Source organism: Afipia sp. P52-10, assembly GCF_000516555.1.
Classification (GTDB): Bacteria; Pseudomonadota; Alphaproteobacteria; order Rhizobiales; family Xanthobacteraceae; genus P52-10.
Genome location: NZ_AZSJ01000001.1, coordinates 56121 through 77697, shown reverse-complemented (window position 1 = coordinate 77697; position 21577 = coordinate 56121). Strand labels below are relative to the sequence as shown.

Genomic DNA, 21577 nt, shown 5'->3' with positions numbered 1-21577 from the left:
GGATTTCAGGCCAAAGGTTCATTCCGGAAAGCGGTCTCCGCCAAACGGGTGACGGAATCGAGATCGTACAGGCGCGCATACGGCGCGCTGTCCGCGTTACGCGGCTAGGCAATATCAACCCCCGCCGCAGCAGCTCGATCTTTTCGGTTGAACGCGCGCGGTGGAGGCTGAGCCACCCTGATCACCAGCGGATCCTGCCGTTGCCGCAGGTTGGGCGTCGCCTTCGTGAGACGCGCATGTGTCGCGGGCATGGGCTGTCCCACCTTCCGATCTCCTGTGGTCTCCGCAACGAGAGGCGGAAGTCGACGCGGCATGCGCGGGGGATTTGGTCTCGTCGACAGATTTCATCGCGATGGCTCCTGCTCCAAAGGCATGATGATAGAGGCGTTGCTGCTGCTTGCGCTTCGTGCGCATTCGCTTCACCATCCATGAAGCTAGCCATGTCAAGATGCGGCATCTTTAATCTCGATTAAGCATCAACGACCCTAGGCCCTTTAGTTGGTGCGCTCGGCCAAGTGGCTTCGATGGCTTCGTTGCTTTGCGTATTTGCGGGTTCCGGTGCGCGGCGTAGTTGCCTGGAGCCTGGTGAGGAGACCGATCATCAGCCTGACCGCCACGACCATGGTCCGAAGTGGACGGCTGCGGCCGGCGACGCACGCTCTGCAACTTCGGCTGGAGGCCATTGCTCAACTCAGTCGAACCTACGTCCACGGTCGGCGCTCGAGCCAGCCCATCGCCGTTTCGGGGTCCACGCCGGCGACCTCGATAAGTCGATCTGGGTTCAGTATTCGCAATCGACGATAGTGGAATTGAACGATACCCTCCTTGCGCATCGCGCTGAGCACGCGGTTGACGTGGACGAACGTGAGCCCCGTTGCATCACCGATCTGTTCCTGCGTCAGCGGGAGCGTCATCTCCTCTATATGATTGCCCGGCCATTGTGCGCGGTAGCGCGTGAACAGCTCGAGGAGCAGGTGCGCAACCCGCTCGCGGGCCGACCGCCGTCCGATGCTCGTCAGATGATCGAAGGCGAGGCTGCAATCGCGTGCCAGCGACCGCACCAGCCGCTGGCAGATCTCCGGTTCTGTGCGGGTATGGGCGGTCAGGACAGGGACAGGAATGACGGCTACGGTCACCTCCGTTAAGGCCTGCGCGCCGATCGTCGCGGGCCCTCGTCTTGACGGCAGAATCCCCAGGATCGCGCCCGGCAGCGCGAACTGAACGATCTGCCGTCGACCATCCTCCAACAGCGTATAAACAGCTACCCAGCCATCGAGCAGATTGAAAACCGATTTGCCTGTCCACCCTAGGCTGAACAGGTCGCGGCCGGCTTCGATTTTGCGATCGCCCGTGTGGTAGCCGGGAAGCAGACGATGTTGCTCGGTCGGCAAAGCTCCACCGGCCGACGCGCCTGCCGGCGCGCCGTCCTGCGCCTCCTGGCGCCCGCGACGCCGTATCAACTCATCGCCCCGCGCGCAGCTTCGGCGGCTCGCGTCAGCCAACGACAATTCACGTAACACCAGTCCATTCCGCTCGCGCTCGACGGTTCCCCAATCGTCGCGGCGGAGCGACCGGGCTGTCTTTTCTGTTAAAGACGCTCGATCCAAGCTCACATTACACCTCCCGGGCGCGAAGCCCGTTGCGGCAGCTGCTCACGCAGCCCAACAAATTCTTTGGCAGAAATGTCGCTGATGACCGTTGGCCCGTGCCAAGTCACTCAGTCGGGCGTAGCCGAACTCAGCCATGTCCCCAACGAAGCAGCGGGGTACAGGATGGCCAGGAAGCCCTAGAGGTCGCAAAAGCGCGGGACGGGAGGATCGCTTCCGAGTAAGACGAGCCGCGCAAGATCCTCGCGCGAGGGCAGCAGCGCAGAGGACTCCAGCCGAATGGTCAGGACATCTTGATCCTGTGGTGGCATCGGCAGATAACACATGGCGCACATGCTCTTGCAGCAGCGCACATCATGGAACAGGCAATCACTCTTCTGCGGCGCGGAAACGAGTACCGCCGATACGCTGGCGTCGCTCTGCGGCCTGACTTGGCCGGCATGACCCGCATGAGCCTGCGCCGATGCCCCTTGCGCAAGCAAGGACAGCGTGCAGAACATCAGCAAGGCCAGGATCCTGAGCATTCGCTCGCCCCTATAGGCTTTCCGTTGGCGGCCGCGCCGCAACCGCGCGCGCAGGATGAACCTTATCCCTCTTGCGCTGTTGAAAGAAGCCGACGGCTAATCTCCATCACATTCCAGGAAAACGCGTCTTGATTCAGATCAATCACGCGAACCTATCGGCCACGGAACGGCCCTTCCCTTGAAATCCCGTGCCCTTTCATGGCGTTGGTCGCTGTTCGATCGATGTTTGATCGAGATTAAAGTGCAAATGCCCCGGCCATGATCTCTAAATGCTCTAGGACGTGTCCTGCGGATCGGAAATGCCCACGATAGACCCGACACCGGCAGAACGAACGCGATGGGTCGCGCTGCTCGTCTCGCGCAGCCGGCAGAGAACCCTCCTGTGCCCGTTCTTCGCCAAATGCGATGGCCTGCTCCTGATCGACCCGCTCTCGCCGGCTCGAGAATTTCGACCGAATCGTGAGCGAACCAGCGAATCCACCTGTGAGCTCATCCTCTCAAGCGGAGCCACCAAGCTCGTCTGCGGGTTTATCGGCAGCGCCGAGCGGGAGCGCCTCGCCGCGTCCGGCATCGACATCCGCGTTGGTTCGTGCGCGCGATCGGTGGCAAGCCTGGTGCGCGAATTCAGTGCCTTGCCATCGGTCTCTTCGGTTCGGGGGGATGATGCCTCGCCGGCCGCCGCACCTTCTCGTGGCGCGAGGGGGCTTCGATACGCAACGACGAGCACAGCCTTGAAACCGCGCCGGTCCCGACGGACCGACAGACATTAGGTCGGCCGCCGCCTGCGGCTTCCGCGCGCCGGCGTCGCCGCTTTAACCGAGATTAAAGACTGGCTCGCTGGAGGCGCTCAAACGTTCGCAGGTGAGCAGACGCGCGATTTGCCAAACCGCTCACGGCAGCGGCCCTTCGTTTCCTCGGGAAGGACTATGCCCATCGTCATTTGGCAAGGTCACTAACCCGGCGAGGCCGTGATGCAACCACACACCGACCACCTGAACCAAGAGCCACAGCGGCCGAGCCGCTTCAGCGCGGCGAACATTGCACTCTACGGCTTTCTGGCGATCGCCGCATTCTACCTGATCACGGAACATAGCGCGCATCTTCTGGGCTGGCTGCCCTTTCTTCTCATCCTTGCATGCCCGCTCCTGCATGTGTTCATGCACGGCAAACACGGCGGGCATGGCGGTGACCAAAATACCCCGACGTCGCCACCTGGCCAATCCCCGCACCAGCATTGATGATCCCAGCGGAGCGCCCCGATGCACGACAGTATTCCAGCCTACGGTCTCTGGTCCCTCGTTGTTCTGAACTCGATCGTCTTCATTTTCTTCGCGTTCAGCTTCTTCAAGCCGGCGACGCCGCGGGACTGGCGCTCCTTTGGCGCCTTCAGCGCCTTCATCATCGCGCTCTTCACCGAGATGTACGGCTTTCCCCTGACGATCTATCTGCTCTCCGGCTGGCTGCAGTCGCGCTATCCCGGCGTCGACTGGTTCTCGCATGACGCCGGCCACCTGCTCGAAGAGCTGTTCGGCTGGCGCGCTAATCCCCACTTCGGTCCCTTCCATATCCTGAGCTTCGTCTTTATCGGCGGCGGCTTCATCCTGATCTCCGCCGGATGGAAGCCGCTGTATCAGGCGCAACGGCAGCACAAGCTGGCAACGACAGGCATCTACGCGCGGATCCGGCATCCGCAATATGTCGGCTTCGTCCTGGTTATGTTCGGCTTTCTGCTGCAGTGGCCGACGCTGCTGACGCTCGCGATGTTCCCTGTCCTGGTCTTCATGTATTGGCGACTTTCCAAGCACGAAGAACGCGAATCTCTCGCCGAATTTGGCGACGCCTATGCGCGCTATATGCGAGAAGTTCCGGCGTTCATTCCGCGTCTCTCGGCGCAGCGCGCCGATGCGAGAGGATGAGCGCAATTGTCGAACCGATAATCGACTCAACCATTTATGACTTCAGCGCTGCGTCTGTTCAATCCACGTTAAAGTCTGCTGCCCGTCCACGCGCATTCTAGTCCGGGTTTGCGTCAAATCGACTGAGAAAGCGCGGCCATGGATGCCCTTGTTTTCAAATCTCTTCGTCGTCTTATCAAAACCGGAAGTCTCACGATAACGACAGCCAATGGTATCGCCCGAACATTCGGTGACGGCTGCGGCTTCGCGGTTGCGATACGGTTCAGATCTGCCACGGCGCAGCGACGGGTCCTGCTCGATCCGGAACTGCACCTTGGCGAGGCCTTCGTCGACGGCGACCTCCTTGTCGAGCAGGGCACCATCACGCAGCTGCTCGAGTTGCTCTTGTCCCAGGATCGCACCGGCGCCCCGCCGATCGCGACAAAAATGCTGTCCGGCCTGCGCTTCGCCCTTCGGCGGCTGGCGCAAAAAAACGACCGCAAGCGATCCAGGCGAAACGTCGCCCATCACTATGACCTCAGCGGGAAGCTTTACAAAATCTTTCTCGACAGCGACATGCAATATAGTTGCGCCTACTTCGAAAACGCAGACATGTCCCTGGAAGAGGCGCAGCAGGCCAAGAAGCGCCATATCGCAGCAAAGCTGCGAGCCCGTCACAATGCGCGCATTCTTGACATTGGCTGCGGCTGGGGAGGTTTGGCACTCTACCTCGCTGACACGTTCAACGCCCGCGTCACCGGAATCACCCTCTCGGCCGAGCAGCTCGAATTCGCCAAGGCCCGCGCCGCTGCTGCTCTAGATCCGGGACGTCTCGACTTTCGGTCGCAGGACTACAGGGACGTGACCGAACGCTTCGATCGCATCGTCTCCGTGGGCATGTTCGAACATGTCGGCGTGAACAACTATGACGCCTTCTTCCGAAAATGCCGCGATTTGCTGGATGAGGATGGCGTGCTTCTGCTTCACTCGATCGGCCGCTCTGATGCGCCGGGCTACACCAACCCCTGGATCGCGAAGTATATCTTTCCAGGTGGATACATCCCGGCGCTTTCCGAGGTGCTGCCGGCGATCGAGCGGGCGGGCCTCGTCGTCACCGACATTGAAATCCTCCGCCTGCATTATGCGGAAACGCTCAGACACTGGCGCGAGCGATTTCTCGCCCGCCGCACTGAAGTGGTCGACCTGTTTGATGAGCGCTTCGCCCGCTTGTGGGAGTATTATCTCGGCGTCTCCGAACTCGCCTTTCGCTATCAAGGCATGATGGTGTTCCAGATACAGATCGCCAGACGGCAGAACGCCGTACCGCTCACCCGCAACTATATTCAGCAGGAAGAACACCGCTTGCAGGGCGTCATGATCGACCAGCCGGAATGCGAACGGATAGAGGAGGCCGCCTTCGCGGCGGTCAGCTGAAAAGCCGTGCCGCCGCAATGAGCTGGTCGCGTGCGCTCGCCAATCAGAGGGTCATTCTTGCGCCGACCGGCCGCTCATAATCCGAGCCAGTCGCACAACCCGCGCGGAATGCGACGGCTGAGGAGGAAAGCTGCGGTGATCGAGAAAACAGTGATGGCGCCGAAATGCCACAGCAGGACCATCGCTCCCGTGTCCAGGCTGTGAAACAGGTTCAACATGGTTGCGGGCAGGGAAAAGGCCGACAGAGCGGCAATCGCGATGATCGGTCCTCGCCACACAATGAGGCCGACCCGGCTGACGCCAACGAGGGCGAAGAAACCGGCACGCCGACTGCCCCGATGATCAGCGGGCATTGCGGGCTGGTCTCGAAGGCCCAGGCACGCCAACCCTCACGGAAGAGGTCGACGGCAATGCTTGCTGACTCCGAGACGAGCCATAGCCCGCAAGCAACCAGCGGAACCAGAAGCCAGAGCACGATCGGCCTGGGGTGCCCAGTATGAGCACCGTTACGAGACCTGTGACAAAGATCATCGCGGAGGTCGCGATAGAGGCGACGAACATCGCATCCGCCAATCGGGAGGCGAGATCGGCACGAAAAGGCTGCGCAAGTGCGAGCGGGGGCAAGACGATCGCGAGAACGGCAGCCATCGAGAGCCGATGGGTGCGGATCCGCCTTTCGATTTGCCAAGGCCGTAGGTCGGCGACAAGCCTTTCGATCAACCGTTCCGTTCGAAGTCGGTGCCATGTCATGGTCAGCCTCCAGACGAGGGCCTACCCATATCTTTCGTAATCAAGCAGCACTTTGTTACTAACGCGCTCTTGAGATCTCAGTCCGGACGAATCCGAATGGCGGCGGCGATCGCGCGCTGGCGTCGCTTGTGCCCGGTCTATTGAACGTGAGCGCTTGAGAAGGTCACCGACACTGGGCGCGAACGTGCCGGAACGATAACCGTGACGGCGATTTCATACCGATCGTTGCCCGGAAGGGTGATAAATCCCCCGTAGGTGACGGTGTTCTCTATCCTCATGGGATCGAGCTCTACGGTTTGTTGGCCGACATGACCAAGGCCGCCGATCGTCGCGGATATCGCCATCATGCTGCTCGGCCATTGGGTCGAGATGCGCTCGGTGATGGGTGCGTCGCGCGCATTGGAGGAGCTAGTCCGGCTGTTGCCTGACCACGCCACACGCATCGATCCCGACGGCACGACGCACGATGTATCGATCACGGATTTGAAGCCGGGTGACCGCGTCATCGTCCGCCCGGGCGCCAAGGTGCCGGTTGACGGAGAAATCGTCGAGGGATCGTCAGGCTTCAACGAAGCCATGCTGACGGGCGAATCGCGTCCCGTCACCAAGACGGTCGGTGCAACGGCGATCGGCGGGGCGATCAACGGCGCCAACGCCGTGACCATCAAAGTGACCAAGACAGGTGACGCGACCTATCTCGCCCAGGTCATCGATCTGGTGAAAAAAGCCCAGGCGACGCGTTCGCGGACACAGGATATCGCCAACAGGGCGGCCGCCTGGCTGACCTACATTGCCCTGGTCGTCGGCTTCGGAACGCTGTTCGTCTGGTGGCTTTGGCTCGGCGCGCCGCTTGAGTTCGCACTGGAACGCATGGTCACCGTGATGGTCGTGGCTTGCCCGCATGCCCTTGGGCTTGCCGTGCCGCTGGTGGTCGCCGTCAGCACATCGCTGAGCGCCAGCAACGGCCTACTCATCCGCGACCGCGCCGCGTTCGAGCGGGCACGCAATCTCGACGCTGTCGTGCTGGACAAGACCGGCACGCTGACGGAAGGCCGCTTCGGGGTTAGCGACATTGTCCTACTTGCTGATGGGGACGAGAACACGGAACTCACATTTGCCGCGGCAGCGGAAAATCAATCGGAACACCCTATCGCTCACGGCATCGTCGCCGAGGCCAAGCGCAGGAACCTGACCATTCCCAAGGCCAGCGAGGTGAGCAACATCACAGGCGAAGGCATTGTCGCGAAAGTCGATGGCCAAGACATCCGTATCGTCAGCCCCGGCCATCTCGCCCGGCAGGGCAAGCCCGTCACGCACGACAAGCTCAAGCAACTCGAAGCTCAGGGCAAGACGGTGGTAGCGCTGCTGAGGGATGGCGCACCGCGGGCACTCTTCGCACTCGCCGACATCGTCCGGCCGGAATCCAAGGACGCGATCTCCGAGCTGACGCGGCTTGGCATCAAGCCGGTTATGTTGACGGGCGATGCGAAGGGCGTCGCCGAGAGCGTCTCGAAGGAACTTGGCATCGCGGAGTATTTCGCAGAGGTGCTGCCCGACCAGAAGTCCGACAAGATCAAGGAACTGCAGGCCCGCGGGCTCTCGGTTGCGATGGTCGGTGATGGCGTCAATGATGCGCCAGCGCTGGTTCAGGCGGACCTCGGCGTCGCCATCGGTGCCGGCACGGATGTTGCGGTCGAGTCCGCGGATGTCGTGCTCGTGAAGAGCGATCCGCGCGACGTCGCGGCCATTCTGGGACTGTCCCGCGCCACCTACCGCAAGATGGTGCAGAACCTCATCTGGGCGACGGGTTACAACACCGTGGCGATTCCGATGGCCGCCGGGATTACCTTCGGCACCGGCTTCCTGATGACGCCGGCCGTCGCTGCGGTCTTCATGTCCGCCAGCACCATCATTGTCGCCATCAATGCGCAGTTCCTGCGCTTTTACCGCAGGCAAGGATAATGGGCTTCTGCAAACCGGCCATCCGAAAAGGATGGCCGGGGCTGTTAATCCTCCATCGGACGCAACCGAAAGGGGACAGACCAAGGTCTGGGTCCTGAGAAGCTGGCGCGAAGAACCGGCGGCGCTGCGGCGCCCGACCGTGAACCCTAATGGTCCGTCGAGGACAAGATGCTCAGCGCGGCGTGAGATCAGGAGCGCGTGCGGCACGCGCCATGTGTGAGGAGTTTCCGATGCCAGTCACTATCCCTGCGGAACGCCAGCAAGGCGCGCCACTGGCCCAATCCGGGACGGCGGCTCTTCCTGCATTGCTCTCCCCGCGCGCCGACATGCGCGATCCGGCGCCGTCCAGCCAAGCTGCGAGCACGCTGTTCGACCCCGCCGGGATATGGGCTTATCCGATCGACGCCTGGCAGCGCTCGGTCCTGTTTTGGGACGTGCTGAGAAAGCGGGCCAACACCATGCTGGAGCACGAGGAAGCCGGCATGCCGCCGGTGCTCACCTTCCAGTACGAAATGCTGCTGGATGCGAGGCGATTCGAACGCCCAGCGAATTATGCGCTCCTCCGGATCACGACCGCCGACACCGAGCACGCGGACGCATGCGTCGACGATTCCAAGCCCCCTGTCATCATCATGGATCCGCGCGCCGGACACGGGCCGGGCATCGGCGGCTTCAAGCGCGAATCCGAAATCGGCATGGCTCTGCACGAAGGGTTTCCGGTCTACTTCGTCAGCTTCTTTCCGGCGCCGAGCCCGCATCAAAGGCTCATCGATGTCCTCCATGCGATGCACCACTTTGTCGACGAGGTGATCGCGCGACATCCCGGCAAGAAGCCCGTGCTGTACGGAAATTGCCAGGCTGGGTGGGCCGCCATGCTGGTCGCTATTCATTGCCGAGCGCCAGTCGGCCCGATCGTCCTCAACGGCTCGCCCCTCTCCTATTGGGCAGGCGAGTCCGGGGCGAATCCCATGCGGCTCGCCGGCGGCCTGCTCGGCGGGAGCTGGCTCACGCACTTCGTTGGCGATCTTGGGGATGGCCGCTTTGACGGCGCCTGGCTCGTCCAGAACTTTGAAACACTCAAACCCGAGGCGGCGATCTGGGACAAATACGCAAGTCTCTACCTAGACGTCGATCATGAAGAGAAGCGGTTCCTCGAATTCGAGCGCTGGTGGAACGCGTGGTATAGCTTCAGCCGACAAGAGATGGTCGAGATCGTCGATCATCTCTTTATTGGCAACGAGCTTGAGCAGGGCACGCTTGAGCTCGGTGACGCGGTGAGGATCGATCTGCGTAGTCTGAAGAGCCCGCTGGTGATCTTTGCCTCCTACGGCGACAACATCACGCCGCCCCATCAGGCTCTGGCCTGGCTTAAGGCCGTCTACAAGACCACAGATGCTTTGAAGGAGGCAGGCCAGAGAATTGTCTTCATGACCGATCCCCGCGTGGGGCATCTAGGTATCTTCGTTTCAGCGTCGGTCGCGCGTTTGGAACACCGCGCCATCCTGGAGAGCCTCGATGACGTCGTGAACCTTCCGCCCGGCCTCTACGAGATGAAGATCTCCAACCCGACCAACGATCCTGACTGTCGCAAACCGCAATACAGCGTTTCCTTCGAAGAGCGGCGCGTCGAAGACTTGGCCTTCGACAATCCGCGGAAAGCCTTTGAACGCGTGCGACAATTGTCGCAGGCGAACGAGACGCTCTACAGCAACTTCGTCAGCCCGTGGGTTCAGGCCATGACCACGCCGTGGTCGGCCGAGGTGCTGCGATGGCTTCATCCGATGCGGACCAGCCGTTATATGCTCTCCGAAAAGTTTTCACCGTGGATGCATGTGATCGCAAGGCTTGCCGACGAAGTTCGCGCGAAGCGGCTTCCCGCGGCCATGGACAATCCCATGCGTGCTGCGGAGCGTACCTTGAGCGAACAGATGCAAGCAGCCATCGAGATGGCCCGCGAGACGCGGGACAGCGCACAGGAGCGGGCTTTTCGTGGGCTCTACGACTACTAGGTCTTGGGTCCGGCAGTTCGATAAATCGGATCGATGTTGAATCGATGTGGCTCTGATGTCCCGCCTTTGCAGGTATGCTCATCGGACACGTCCTTTCGTAGGGTCGGGACCACCGCCAGCAAAGGGCGGCATTCCACAACAGCCTGGCCAGGACGACGCGCGACGGCTCTCGCGTCAGCGAAGCGGACTCGCTATGGCTCTGATTGCTTTGAGGTCTGACCCGAAGCGGGCGATCGCGTCTTTGTTCCTCTCAAGCTCGCCATAGGAGAGGTAGGCGAAATCCAGATCGGCGATCCGGCTGAACGCCGGCCGGCGGAGCTGGGCACGGACGTCTGCCTCACGCGCGTCCGGCGCGACCAGGAACAGACCTGCGGTCGCGTGCAGGTCGCCGCCCGACAATGCCAAGTCAAGCATGCGGACGATTCCCGAGTAGATCGATGTCGAGTGTTCGACCTCGAAGGCGGCCGCGACGCCTCCGCCTTTGGAGAGCCACAGCACGTCGATCAGCCGGATCGAGTCCGCGCCAGGCGAAGTTGCGATGGCATCGGGTAACCGCTCTAGGCACCCTTGGCCTAAGGGAACGCCCTGATGAAGCCGGCCGCGATCGTTGGCGGCGATCCACACGTCATGGCCAAGCGCAAGACCGAGATCGCGCAACCATGCCTGAATCTCCGCATGGGTGCGATCGGTCTCGCCCTGCGCTGCCACCGCCTTGTCGAGGCGGCTTGCCTCAGCGCGCGCCTGCTCCAGCTGGCCCAGCCAGTCGCGGGCGGCAGAGCCCTCTTGATCGAGCGGCGGGGCGGGGTAACGCCCCGAGCCGACGTCGAACAAGAATCCGCCGATCGCGCCTAGGTCATTGGATAGAAGGTCGCGGTAGCAGTCGTTGAGATCGAGGATACCGGCGCGCATCGCCAGGAAGTGGTCCCATGAACCGAGCTTTACCTTGGCGCCGCTCACGGCGTTGTAGCCGTTGACGATGGCAGTGTTGAACGGCGGGATCAGGGTCGGATGCAGGAAGTAGAGAAGATTGGCGGCGGCAGGTCCCAATCCCTTGATCTTGCGCTGATCGATCGCCCGGATGTGACCTATGACCTCCTCGGCGGTGTCGCAACATGAGCAGTTGTCGAGCAATCGTCCGAACGCGCGTTGGTTTTCTGGACTTTCGTAGATGTCGGGGATGCGCAGCTTCGGCTTCCACAGCCAGGCATGGTCCGCACCTTTGAATATCTGGCGTTGCTCGGCGATCGAATGAACTACCGTTTCGAGCGACGAACCTCGATAGGCGACGCCGAAACGACCTGCTTCGATTTCGGCGACCACCACCTGCAGACCGCGCCGTATCGAGCGGAAGTTCTTCAGTCGCTCGTCCCACAAGAACCACGAGCGGTAGGTTGCGCCTGGGTCATCGCGCCAGCGTCGGATCAGCTCGCGCAACAGGTCGGCGTGAGGTACGGGAACAGACGATAACAAGGCTTCGGACATGGTGTCGGACGCTCTTCCCCGGTCAGGCTAGCGCCAGACATCGATTCTTGTACCTAGCATGGCTGATCGTCGTCTGGAGCACGAACAAACGACGATGTCGGCTAAAAGCTTGATGCGGATTAAAGACTTCGTTGAATCCCAAGTCTAGCTCGAAGCTTCGGTCGCTCGTCAAGCCCTTGGCGCCCCGCTGGTCNGCTCGCGCGCGACGTCTCGTCGAAGGGCGTGGATGAAATGGTGTCGAACGCTTTGCAGCTCAATTGGCTGTTCGCCCACCTAGAAATTGCAAGAGCCGCGTCAGGCGCAGAGCGCGACCGGTGTTCTCATACAAGATCGGCTCTGTGCCATGGCTGCAACTGAACCGGAGAGCCTCGGTTGGCGCGGGCTTTCGGCGGTGCTGGTGGCAATGTTCGCGATCACGGTCGGCTATGGCGTCGCTCTGCCGATCTTGCCTTTCCTGATCGAGCAGATCGCCGGCGCGAGCACGCCACAGGCCTTGTCATGGCATACGGGGCTACTGACGGGCGCGTACATCATCGCGATCTTCATCGGCGCTCCGATCTGGGGACGGATTTCCGATCGGTGCGGGCGCAAGCCGATCATCCTGGTCGGCCTTCTGGGTTTCGCGGTGACCACCGGATTCTTTGCCGTCACGGAAAGTCTCCCGCTTCTCTATCTCGGCCGCTTTCTCGGCGGCTTATTCGCCGCCGCTATCACACCTGTCGCCTATGCGCTCATCGGCGACTATGCGCCGTCGAAAGAATGGCGCGCCCATCGCTTCGCGCTGATCAATATAGCGGGCACCGCCGGCTTCTTCATCGGGCCTCTGCTCGGTGGGCTGGCGATGCGTGTCGCTGGCAGAGTCTGGATTTTCTCACCCGATCGCTCTCTTGCGATGCCGCTGCTCTCGGCGACAGGGCTGGCCGTGATCGCAGCCGTGTCGGTGGTGATCCTGCTTCCCTCGGGCTCGCGCCGCGACAACGTCGATGTGACGCCCGACACCGCGCAGATCGAACGGCCCGCCATGCTGCGGCTCCTCGCGATCGCGCTGGTGACGGCCCTCGCAATTGGCGTCTTCGAAGTCGGACTGGCGCTGCGCGGCAAGGACCTTGGTCTCGACGCTGCGCATATCGGCATCATGTTTGCCGAGTGCAGCCTGGTGATGGCGGTCGTGCAAGCCTTGGTATTCTCGCCTCTCATCAAGCCAGAGTTCACGCGCTGGTTCATTGCGCCTGGTTTGGCGACGCTTGCCATCGGGCTGGTCGTCGTTTCGGTCGTTAACACGTCTGTTTTGATGTCGGTTGCAGTCGCACTGGTGGCAGCGAGCGCCGGCCTGCTGTCGCCGGTCGCCACCTACTGGTCTTCCTTTGGCATTCCGACAAGCCAGGGCGCACAGCTCGGTCGCATGACTGCCGCTGCCAGTCTCGGCCAGGCCCTGGGATCGGTCGCAGGCGGCGCGCTGTTCAATTTGCCGGTCCTGCCCGATGCGAGCTTTCTCCTCGCTGCATTGCTCATCCTGGCCACACTGTTGGCCTGCATACGTCTGCCCCGCCTTCTCATGCCGGAACCGACAGCAAGTCGCTAGCTGCCGTCGAGTCCCATGCGGACAAGCCTCGACCCGCGCGTCGCACCCTCGAGGCCGATCGTCACGACGGGCGCGCGAGCATAGCTTTGAAGCGGTAAAGAGCAACCGACACGAACCCCGCGCCGAGCCCTGCCATGACCAGAAGATCGCGCCAGACGACATCACCGCCAGCACCCCGGTAAAGTACCGCTTGAGCGAAGCGCACGAAATGCGTGGACGGCGAAAGGTCCATAATCAGCTGCAGGGCGCGCGGCATGCTCTCGAACGGCGTGAAGGAGCCGGACAGCAGGAACATGAGCACGAAGACCGGGATGGAGAGCAGCGCGAATTGCGGCATGGAGTTCGCGACGGTGGCGAGGAGGATGCCGAGCGACGTCACAGCGAAGAGATAGATGGCCGTTCCGGCAAGAAACAGCTCGATCGAGCCGACGATCTGTGTGCGCAGGACAACCTCGACCACGACGTGAAGCGAGAACGCGGCTGCCAGCAATATGACCAGCCCGTTTGCCCAGATCTTGCCGGCGATGATCTCACTGGCGCTCACCGGCATAACCAGAAGATGCTCGATTGTGCCATGCTCCCGTTCCCGCATCACCGCGGCGCCGACCAGAATGATGGCGAGGATGGTGACATTGTTGATGACGCCCATGCTGGCCGTGAAGCTGATGGCTTCGAGGTTCGGGTTGAACATCGCGCGGATCACCGGCTTGACCGGGGCGAGCGTCTCGACGGGGGCCTGCTTGAGGAAGCGTGTTGTCTCCTGCGCGACGATCTCCTGGATATAGGCGGTGCCGACGCCGGCCTGTGAGATGCTGGTGGCATCGACATTGACCTGAACGGTCGGGTTGCGTCCGGCGAGAAAATCGGCTTCCAGACCATGCGGAATGTCGAGAACGAACGTGAAAGCGCCCTTGTCCATCAAGCCGTCGAGGCTCGAGCGGTCGATCTCGACCGCCGGCCGAAAATAGGGAGGCCGCAGCGCGTCCTTGATCCGGCCCGAGAGGGTCGAGCGATCGCCGTCGATGACGGCCACCTTGGCGTCATTGACGTCGGTTCGCATCGCTGTCGCTTCGGAATAGACAGCGAAGGTGAAGACGTAGCCGATGAGCACCACCATCACGACATCGCGCGACAGACTGGCGAATTCCTTGACGCCGAGACGGAAGGCGTTTTCGATCCAGCGCCGCATCGCTACGCCCCCTGCTTGCGGATCAAGAGCCGCGCCAGCAGCAGGAATCCAAGCGCGAACGCCGCCAGCACCAGAAGCTCGCGGGCGAACGCTGGCGTGTCGAGGCCCTTGGCGAACACGCCGAGGCTGATGGTCTGGAACCAAAGCGGCGGGAAGGAGAGGCCCATGATGCGGCCCGGCCCCTCGAGCGAGGAGGCCGGGATCAGGAAGCCCGAATAATGCGCTGCGGTCATCGCCGTCAGGATCGCGGTGCCGAATATCGCCGCTACTTGCGTGGAGACGAAAGCCGAGACCAGAAGCCCGAAGGCCGTGGCGGCGAAAACATAGACGAGGGCTGCCAGCGACAGCGCCAGCAGCGAGCCCTTCGGCACGACGCCGAGCACGCCGCCGGCGAAGACCAGCAAACTGAGATAGCTCAGGACGCCGGTCGCGACATAAGGGAGCTGCTTGCCCAGCAGATACTCGCCGACCGTCGCCGGCGACGCGTAGACATTCGCGATCGACCCCATCTCCTTCTCCCGCACGACGCCGAGGGCCGTGAGCATCGCCGGGAAGATGATCAGCAGCAGCATGATCGATCCCGGCGTGATCGCGAAGACGGAGCGGAAGTCCTGATTGTAACGAAAGCGCGGCTCGACCCGCAGCGTCTCGGCCGGCAGTCCGTTGGCGCTTCGGGCGGCCCGCGCGAGCTCGCCGGCATAGGTCTGAAGCGTGCCAAGAATGTAGGCGCGCGCCGTCTCGGCGGGGAAGGTGTTGCCGCCGTCGAGCCAGAAGCCGACTTCAGGTCGATGGCCTTGCAACAGGTCGCGGCCGAAGCCGGGCGGGATATCGACCGCGAATTTGAGCTCGCCGGCGCGCAGGCGTCGGTCGATCTCGACATCCTCGTTCAGGCGTGCCTGCTCGACGAAGTAGCGCGAATTCGAGAATTGGTCGAGGAAAGCCCGGCTTTCCAGCGAATGGTCGCGGTCGAGCACCGCGTAGCGCAGACCTTCGATGTCGAAGGAAATCCCGTAGCCGAAGGCAGCCATGAGCAGGAGCGGACCAATCAGCGCGAAGGCCAGCCGGATACGATCCCGGCTCAGCTCGAGCGCCTCGCGGCGCGCGAACGTCCATATCCTCCTCACGGAGGCGAGCCTCGGCTTCGGCGTCGCTTGGGCATCGTCGTTCCGCATCACTGAGCCGGGCTCGACCGCGCTGCGCGTATCATCCGCAGGCGGCTCCGCGGCGCCGACCGCCGCCGCATCCTCCAGATAGGCGACGAAGGCATCCTCGAGGCTCGCGGCCCCCCGCGTGGCCTGGAGCTCGCGTGGTGCGCCGACCGCCAGCACGCGGCCCGCATGCATGAGAGAGACGCGGTCGCAACGCTCGGCCTCGTTCATGAAATGCGTCGAGATGAAGATCGTCACCCCGTCGCGGCGCGACATCTCGAGCAGCAGGCTCCAGAAGCGGTCACGCGCCGCCGGATCGACGCCCGAGGTGGGCTCGTCCAGGATCAGGACATCGGGACGATGCAGGCATGCCGCCGCCAGCTGGAGGCGCTGGCGCATGCCCAACGGCAAGGCGTCCGGAAGCGTCTCGGCGACATCACCGAGTTCGAACCGCGACAAGGCCTCCTCGACCCGCTCACCCAGCCCCTTGCCGCCGATGCCGCACAGCCGCCCGTGCAGTTCGAGATTGCCGCGCACCGTCAGTTCTTCGTAAAGCGAAAACGATTGGGAGACGTAGCCGATCCGCGTCCTGGTCGAGATGTCGCGCGCATCGACCGGCTTGCCCAGGAGCTCGGCACGTCCTTCGGTCGCCGGAAGCAGCCCCGTCAGCATCTTCATCGTCGTCGTCTTGCCGCAGCCATTGGAGCCGAGGAAGCCGAAGATCTCGCCGCGCTCGATGCGAAAGCTCACATGATCGACCGCCGTGAAATCGCCAAAGCGCATCGTCAGGCCCTCGGCCACGATGGCAGGCGGTCCGCCGTCCGCTTCGAGACGTGGCATGGACGGCGCCACCCGCGCCCCGCGCCGCTCCGGGCGCTGCAGCTCGATATAGGCCTGCTCGAGCGTAGCCGCGCCGGTGCGCGCAAGCAGCTCCGGCTGGCTCCCGTCAGCGATGATCGCGCCATCGTCGATCGCCACGATGCGATCGAAGGCCCCGGCCTCCTCCATATAAGCCGTCGCCACGATCACCGTCATGGTCGGCCGCTCGGCCTGGATGCGCCCGATCAGCGTCCAGAACTGGCGGCGCGACAACGGGTCGATGCCGGTCGTCGGTTCGTCCAGGATGAGGAGATCGGGATCATGGACGAGCGCGCAGCACAGCCCGAGCTTCTGCTTCATCCCGCCGGAGAGTTTTCCCGCTGGCCGATCGGCAAAGGGAAACAACCCGGTGACCCGCATGAGCTCGTCGATGCGCCCACGCCGGCGATCGTCCGGCTGGCTGTAAAGCCGGGCAAAGAAGTCGATGTTCTCGTAGACCGACAAGGTCGGATAAAGATTGCGTCCGAGCCCTTGCGGCATATAGGCGATGCGGGGCGCGGCCTCGCTGCGGTGCGCCGCCGAGGCCATGTCGCCCCCCAGCACGCTGACCGAACCGCGCTGAATGCGGCGAACCCCCGCGATCAAGCCGAGCAATGTCGACTTGCCGACGCCGTCAGGACCGACAATGGCGAGCTTGCAGCCAGGCGGGATGGTCAGAGCCAAATCGCGAAGTGCCACCACCTTCCCATAGGCATGCTGGACACCCGACAGGCTGACGGCGGCGGGGTCAGCCTCCATCGGGCAACCTCGGCGCAAGCTCGGCCGGCCAATTCGCATCTCCCGTCACCGGGACATAAGCGTTGCCGGTCATCCCCGCCTTCACATAGCCGCGCTCGGAGGCGACCAGCGCCGGGTCGATATGCAGCTTGACGCGATACATCAGCTTCTCGCGTTCGTTCGCCGTCTCGACGAATTTTGGCGTGAACTGCGCGTCGGCGGAGACGAAGGACACGGTCGCCGGCAGGACGTAGCCGCCCGGACCATCCAGCACGAGACGCGCCTGTGAGCCCACCGCCACGCGACCGGCGGAGGCCGTCGGAAGATAGATCGTCATATGCGCATCCGAGAGATCGAACACCGTCAGCACCCGACCTCCGGCGCCGACAACCTCGCCAGTTCGCGCCAGACGATACTCGACGCGGCCAGACACCGGCGCCCTCAACGTCATGTCGGCGATGGCCGCCTCGATCTGATTGACCTGCGCCTCGGCGACTTCGACCGAGGCCTTCGCATCCTCGACCGCGGCCTTCGCGGTCTGCAATGAGGCCCGCGAGATGTCGCGTTGCGCCGTCCGGCGATCAAGCTCAGCCTGTGTCGACGTGTTGGTTCGCATGAGTTCAACCACACGCTGGAGCTCGACCTGCGCGAGATTGAGCTCGGCCTCACGCAGCGCGACGCTCGCTTGTGCGCTGGCGACGCTCTGATGGCTGCGGTGCACAGCTGCTCGGGCCGCCGTCAGTTGCGCCTGGATCTCGCTCGTGTCCAGCCGCGCGAGCACCTCACCCTTGCTGACATTGGCGCCCTCGTCGACCAGCACTTCCGCCAGGCGCCCGGCATATTTGCTGGTGATGTCGACCCGCTCGACCTCAATCCTGCCGTTCACCCGCGCCAGGCCCGCCGGCACGCGGTTCTGCGTTCCAAGCCAATAGACATAGGATCCGGCTGCCGCGGTCGCGACCAACACGGCGATGACGACAATGGGCGATCTGCGCACTTTATGGTCCCTTGAACAGCGAGCGCCCGCCAAGCAGGCCGATCCGGCGGTGTTTGATCCCCATCACTCGACCAGAGCCAGGCCCGGCCGTCCCGGCGCTTCGCGCTCGAGACCGGTGGTCAGCTTGGCAAGGTCATCGGGGCCCAGCGTTTCGCGCGCAAGAAGTTCGCGCGCGCTGCTATCCAGCACCGAACGGTTGCGCTCGAGGATCGAGCGGGCCTTCTGGAAGGCGCGGTCGATCAGGTCTTTCACCATGTGGTCGATGGCCTCGGCCGTCTCATCGCTGTAGGTGCGCGGCCGCCAGACCGGGGTCTGGCCGACGAGGAAGCTGCCCGTCTCCGGCTCATAAGCGACCTGTCCGAGCTCCTTCGACATGCCGAACCGGACCACCATGTTGCGCGCGATGTCCGTCGCCTTGACGAGATCGTCCGCCGCGCCTGTCGAAATCTCGTCGAACACCAGGCTTTCGGCGGCCCGACCGCCAAGCAGCACCGCCATGCGATCCTGCAACTCGGACTGACTCATGAGAAAACGATCTTCGGTCGGCCGCTGCAGCGTGTAACCGAGCGCCGCGATGCCGCGCGGGATGATCGAAACCTTCTGTACGACGTCGGTCTGCGGCAGCGCCATGGCGACGAGCGCATGGCCCATTTCGTGATGCGCCACGATCTGGCGCTCGCGCGGAATGAGAATCCGGCTTTTCTTTTCCAGGCCAGCGACGATGCGTTCCACGGCCTGCGTGAAATCGTCGAGCACGGTGGCGCTCGCGCCGCGGCGGGTGGCGACCAGCGCGGCCTCGTTGACGAGATTGGCGAGATCAGCGCCAGTGAAGCCTGGTGTGAGCGCGGCAACCGCCGCGACGTCGAGTTCGGGGGCCACGCTGATCTTTTTCAAGTGCACGTTGAGGATGTCGATGCGGCCTTGACGGTCGGGGCGGTCGACCAGGACCTGTCGATCGAAGCGGCCGGCCCGCAGCAGCGCCGGATCGAGAATTTCGGGCCGGTTCGTCGCCGCCAGCACGACGATGCCGACACTCGGATCGAAGCCGTCCATCTCGGCGAGCAGCTGGTTGAGCGTCTGCTCCTTCTCGTCATGTCCGCCGCCGGGCATATCGACGCCGCGGGCGCGGCCGAGCGCGTCGAGTTCGTCGATAAACACGATCGCCGGGGCCTGCTCGCGCGCCTGCTGGAACAGGTCGCGCACGCGCGAAGCGCCGACGCCGACGAACATCTCGACGAATTCGGAGCCCGTGATCGAGAAGAAGCGGACGCCCGATTCGCCGGCGACGGCGCGCGCCAGCAGCGTCTTGCCCGTCCCCGGCGGTCCAACGAGAAGCAAGCCCTTGGGGATGCGCGCGCCGAGGCGGCCATAGGTCGCCGGGTCCTTGAGGAAGCCCACGACTTCGGCCAGCTCCTGCTTGGCTTCATCGACGCCCGCCACATCGGCGAACGTCACCTTCACGGACTTCTCGGCATAGACCTTGGCACGGCTGCGGCCGATGCTCATCAGGCCGCCATGCTGCCCGGCCATCATCGGGCGCAACAGGAACATCCAGATCAGCACGAACATCGCCGCCGGCATCAGCCACGACAGCAGGTTTTCGAAGAGGCCCGGCGCCGGTTGTCCCGAGAAGGAAATGTTGCGCTTGGTCAGCACGTCGGCGATCTGCGGATCGACGCGAACCGTGGAGAAATGCTGCGGTGCGTCCTTCTCGAGCGGCGGCTTGTACGCGCCGGTGATCTCCGTCGGTCCGACCACCAGGTCGGTGACGCCATCCTTTTCGATCAGGCCCTGGAATTCGCTGTACGGGATGACCTTGATGTGGCCCTGGCCGACAAGCAGGTCCCGGATCAGCAGAACGGCGAAGAAGACCGCGACAAAGTACAGGATGTCGAACTTGAAGACCCGCTTGGCGGGCGCTTTATTGTCACTCTCCATCGACCGCATTCCCGTACTTCTTTGCCGCGCGACGGGCCAATGCGGTTGATACCATCAGCCAGGCACGGCATCGTTCGACGCATCTGTGAGCGTCAGGGCCCACGGAAGTTCGCTGCTGAAGGCGAACCGGGCCCCGCTCGGCCCTGAAAATGCGCGCCCGGGACGGCCGAAACTTTAACTCAGATCAAGATTGCGTCCCGAAAGTCGCTGACCATCAAGCGATATGCACGCCCTCGCGCACCAGCGGAAATGCCGCTCAGACGCGTCGGCGGGGCCGGCACACAACGGCGAGAACTTAATCTCGATTAAAGAATCGGGCGGCCGCGCGGGCTTTATCGGGAGCCTGTCTTCGCCTTTGCGCAAGAAATCATGAAGCCGCGCCCGCGTTCTGATGCAGGCCGAGACGAGACGACGAAAGACGAAGAATGGCCCCTGCCCCCGCCCAGAAGACGTCCGCCCACGTCATCATTGCTCTCCCCGGCAACGAGGCTTTTGCGCAAGCGCTTGTGAACGCCGGCGCCGGCGAGCTAGGCGCAATCGAAACGCGCAACTTTCCCGATGGCGAAACCTATCTGCGCCTCGCCACGGAGGTGGCGGGGAAGGCGGTCCTGCTGGTTTCGACGCTGGCGCGTCCCGACGACGGCTTCCTCCGGCTCGTCTTTCTTGCTGACGCGGCGCGATCGCTCGGCGCGGCCACGGTCACGTTGGTCGCTCCCTATCTTGCCTATATGCGGCAGGATCGCCGCTTCCGGCCGGGCGAGGCCATCACCTCGCGAACCTTCGCACGCCTGATTTCGTCCAGCTTCGATCGGCTCGTCACCGTCGATCCGCATCTGCACCGCTATCCCGCGCTTTCGGCGCTCTATGAGATCCCGGCGCTGACGCTTCATGCCGCACCACTCCTGGCCGATTGGATCGCCGCGTCGGTCGCCAAGCCGCTCATCATCGGTCCGGACGAGGAAAGCGAGCAGTGGGTCTCCGCGATTGCGGCACGGATCGGGGCGCCGCATGCCGTGCTACGCAAGATCCGGCATGGCGACCGCGACGTCGAGATCGCGTTGCCGGACCTTTCGCAATGGAACGGATTGCAGCCGGTTCTGGTCGACGACATCGCTTCGTCCGGCAACACCCTCATCGAAGCGGCAAGCAAGCTGCCCCCGCTCGGATTTGCCCGCCCCGACGTCGCCGTCGTGCACGGCATTTTCGCCGGCGACTCGTATGAGCGGCTGGCGCCGCTTTGCGGCAGGATCGTCTCCTCCGATTCCGTCAGCCACCCGACCAACGCGATCGGGCTCTCGCGGCTGATCGCCGACGCGCTTGCGGCCGCCGATGCGCCCGATCCCGAATTCATTCGTCACCGCCGCCCACCCGAGCCGGTCGATGACGTCGAACGCGCCGGCATCGATTCCTTCCCTGCAAGCGACCCTCCGCCCTGGACCGGCGGGGTCGCGTAAGTCGGCCAAC

16 protein-coding genes are annotated in these 21577 nt (G+C 63.2%); 7 read left to right on the top strand and 9 right to left on the bottom strand.

Translation table 11 applies throughout. The features are described 5' to 3' along the window. Window positions 1–701: 701 nt before the first annotated feature. Window positions 702–1520: a Crp/Fnr family transcriptional regulator gene (locus X566_RS00375; protein ID WP_244434621.1), complete on the bottom strand. Its 819-nt coding sequence runs from the start codon at window positions 1518–1520 to the stop codon at window positions 702–704. Window positions 1521–1786: 266 nt separating this feature from the next. Further along, the gene (locus tag X566_RS00370; protein WP_034462665.1) at window positions 1787–2131 is read right to left on the bottom strand and encodes a hypothetical protein; all 345 of its coding nucleotides are present in this window, start codon (window positions 2129–2131) and stop codon (window positions 1787–1789) included. Between the two features lie 971 nt (window positions 2132–3102). Between X566_RS00370 and X566_RS00365 the strand changes: the two genes are divergently transcribed. The 3 genes from X566_RS00365 (at window position 3103) to X566_RS00355 (ending at window position 5460) form a co-directional block, all read left to right on the top strand. Then, complete coding sequence (locus X566_RS00365; RefSeq protein WP_034462664.1) at window positions 3103–3369, top strand: DUF2933 domain-containing protein; 267 nt, start codon at window positions 3103–3105, stop codon at window positions 3367–3369. Window positions 3370–3390: 21 nt separating this feature from the next. Further along, window positions 3391–4047: an isoprenylcysteine carboxylmethyltransferase family protein gene (locus X566_RS00360; RefSeq protein ID WP_034462663.1), complete on the top strand. Its 657-nt coding sequence runs from the start codon at window positions 3391–3393 to the stop codon at window positions 4045–4047. Between the two features lie 138 nt (window positions 4048–4185). Beyond that, complete coding sequence (locus tag X566_RS00355; protein WP_034462662.1) at window positions 4186–5460, top strand: cyclopropane-fatty-acyl-phospholipid synthase family protein; 1275 nt, start codon at window positions 4186–4188, stop codon at window positions 5458–5460. A 74-nt stretch (window positions 5461–5534) separates the two neighbouring features. Here the strand turns inward: X566_RS00355 and X566_RS00350 are convergent, their stop codons facing one another. Together X566_RS00350 and X566_RS25540 are read right to left on the bottom strand one after the other, a co-directional pair. Beyond that, window positions 5535–5813 (bottom strand): DUF1109 family protein, encoded by a 279-nt coding sequence (locus X566_RS00350; protein ID WP_034462661.1) that lies wholly within the window; start codon window positions 5811–5813, stop codon window positions 5535–5537. Continuing rightward, a complete protein-coding gene (locus X566_RS25540) occupies window positions 5803–6210 on the bottom strand; it encodes an NrsF family protein (protein WP_152539753.1) in 408 nt (135 codons plus the stop codon). Before X566_RS25540 ends, X566_RS00350 begins: the two co-directional genes overlap by 11 nt. A gap of 345 nt (window positions 6211–6555) precedes the next feature. Here X566_RS25540 and X566_RS00340 point away from each other — a divergent pair, with 345 nt between their 5' ends. Both X566_RS00340 and X566_RS00335 read left to right on the top strand, forming a co-directional pair. Next, window positions 6556–8172: a heavy metal translocating P-type ATPase gene (locus tag X566_RS00340; protein ID WP_244434620.1), complete on the top strand. Its 1617-nt coding sequence runs from the start codon at window positions 6556–6558 to the stop codon at window positions 8170–8172. Between the two features lie 230 nt (window positions 8173–8402). Further along, the gene (locus X566_RS00335) at window positions 8403–10181 is read left to right on the top strand and encodes a DUF3141 domain-containing protein (protein ID WP_173402555.1); all 1779 of its coding nucleotides are present in this window, start codon (window positions 8403–8405) and stop codon (window positions 10179–10181) included. A 174-nt stretch (window positions 10182–10355) separates the two neighbouring features. Here the strand turns inward: X566_RS00335 and X566_RS00330 are convergent, their stop codons facing one another. Beyond that, window positions 10356–11663 (bottom strand): hypothetical protein, encoded by a 1308-nt coding sequence (locus X566_RS00330; protein ID WP_051443750.1) that lies wholly within the window; start codon window positions 11661–11663, stop codon window positions 10356–10358. Window positions 11664–12006: 343 nt separating this feature from the next. On the opposite strand from X566_RS00330, the gene X566_RS00325 reads away from it, so the two are divergent. After that, window positions 12007–13245: an MFS transporter gene (locus X566_RS00325; RefSeq protein ID WP_034462658.1), complete on the top strand. Its 1239-nt coding sequence runs from the start codon at window positions 12007–12009 to the stop codon at window positions 13243–13245. Between the two features lie 61 nt (window positions 13246–13306). Here X566_RS00325 and X566_RS00320 read toward each other — a convergent pair whose 3' ends face one another. The 4 genes from X566_RS00320 to ftsH all read right to left on the bottom strand — a co-directional run bounded on the left by X566_RS00320 (window position 13307) and on the right by ftsH (window position 20113). Further along, a complete protein-coding gene (locus X566_RS00320; protein WP_034462657.1) occupies window positions 13307–14434 on the bottom strand; it encodes an ABC transporter permease in 1128 nt (375 codons plus the stop codon). A 2-nt stretch (window positions 14435–14436) separates the two neighbouring features. Next, the gene (gene rbbA, locus X566_RS00315) at window positions 14437–17199 is read right to left on the bottom strand and encodes a ribosome-associated ATPase/putative transporter RbbA (RefSeq protein WP_034462656.1); all 2763 of its coding nucleotides are present in this window, start codon (window positions 17197–17199) and stop codon (window positions 14437–14439) included. Further along, window positions 17189–18175, bottom strand: coding sequence for an HlyD family secretion protein (locus X566_RS00310; protein WP_034462655.1), 987 nt, complete (start codon window positions 18173–18175; stop codon window positions 17189–17191). Before X566_RS00310 ends, rbbA begins: the two co-directional genes overlap by 11 nt. A gap of 63 nt (window positions 18176–18238) precedes the next feature. Further along, entirely contained in the window at window positions 18239–20113 is a 1875-nt protein-coding gene (ftsH, locus tag X566_RS00305) for an ATP-dependent zinc metalloprotease FtsH (RefSeq protein WP_034462732.1), read from the bottom strand. A gap of 425 nt (window positions 20114–20538) precedes the next feature. Here ftsH and X566_RS00300 point away from each other — a divergent pair, with 425 nt between their 5' ends. Beyond that, a complete protein-coding gene (locus tag X566_RS00300) occupies window positions 20539–21567 on the top strand; it encodes a ribose-phosphate pyrophosphokinase (RefSeq protein WP_051443749.1) in 1029 nt (342 codons plus the stop codon). The last annotated feature ends 10 nt before the right edge of the window (window positions 21568–21577 follow it).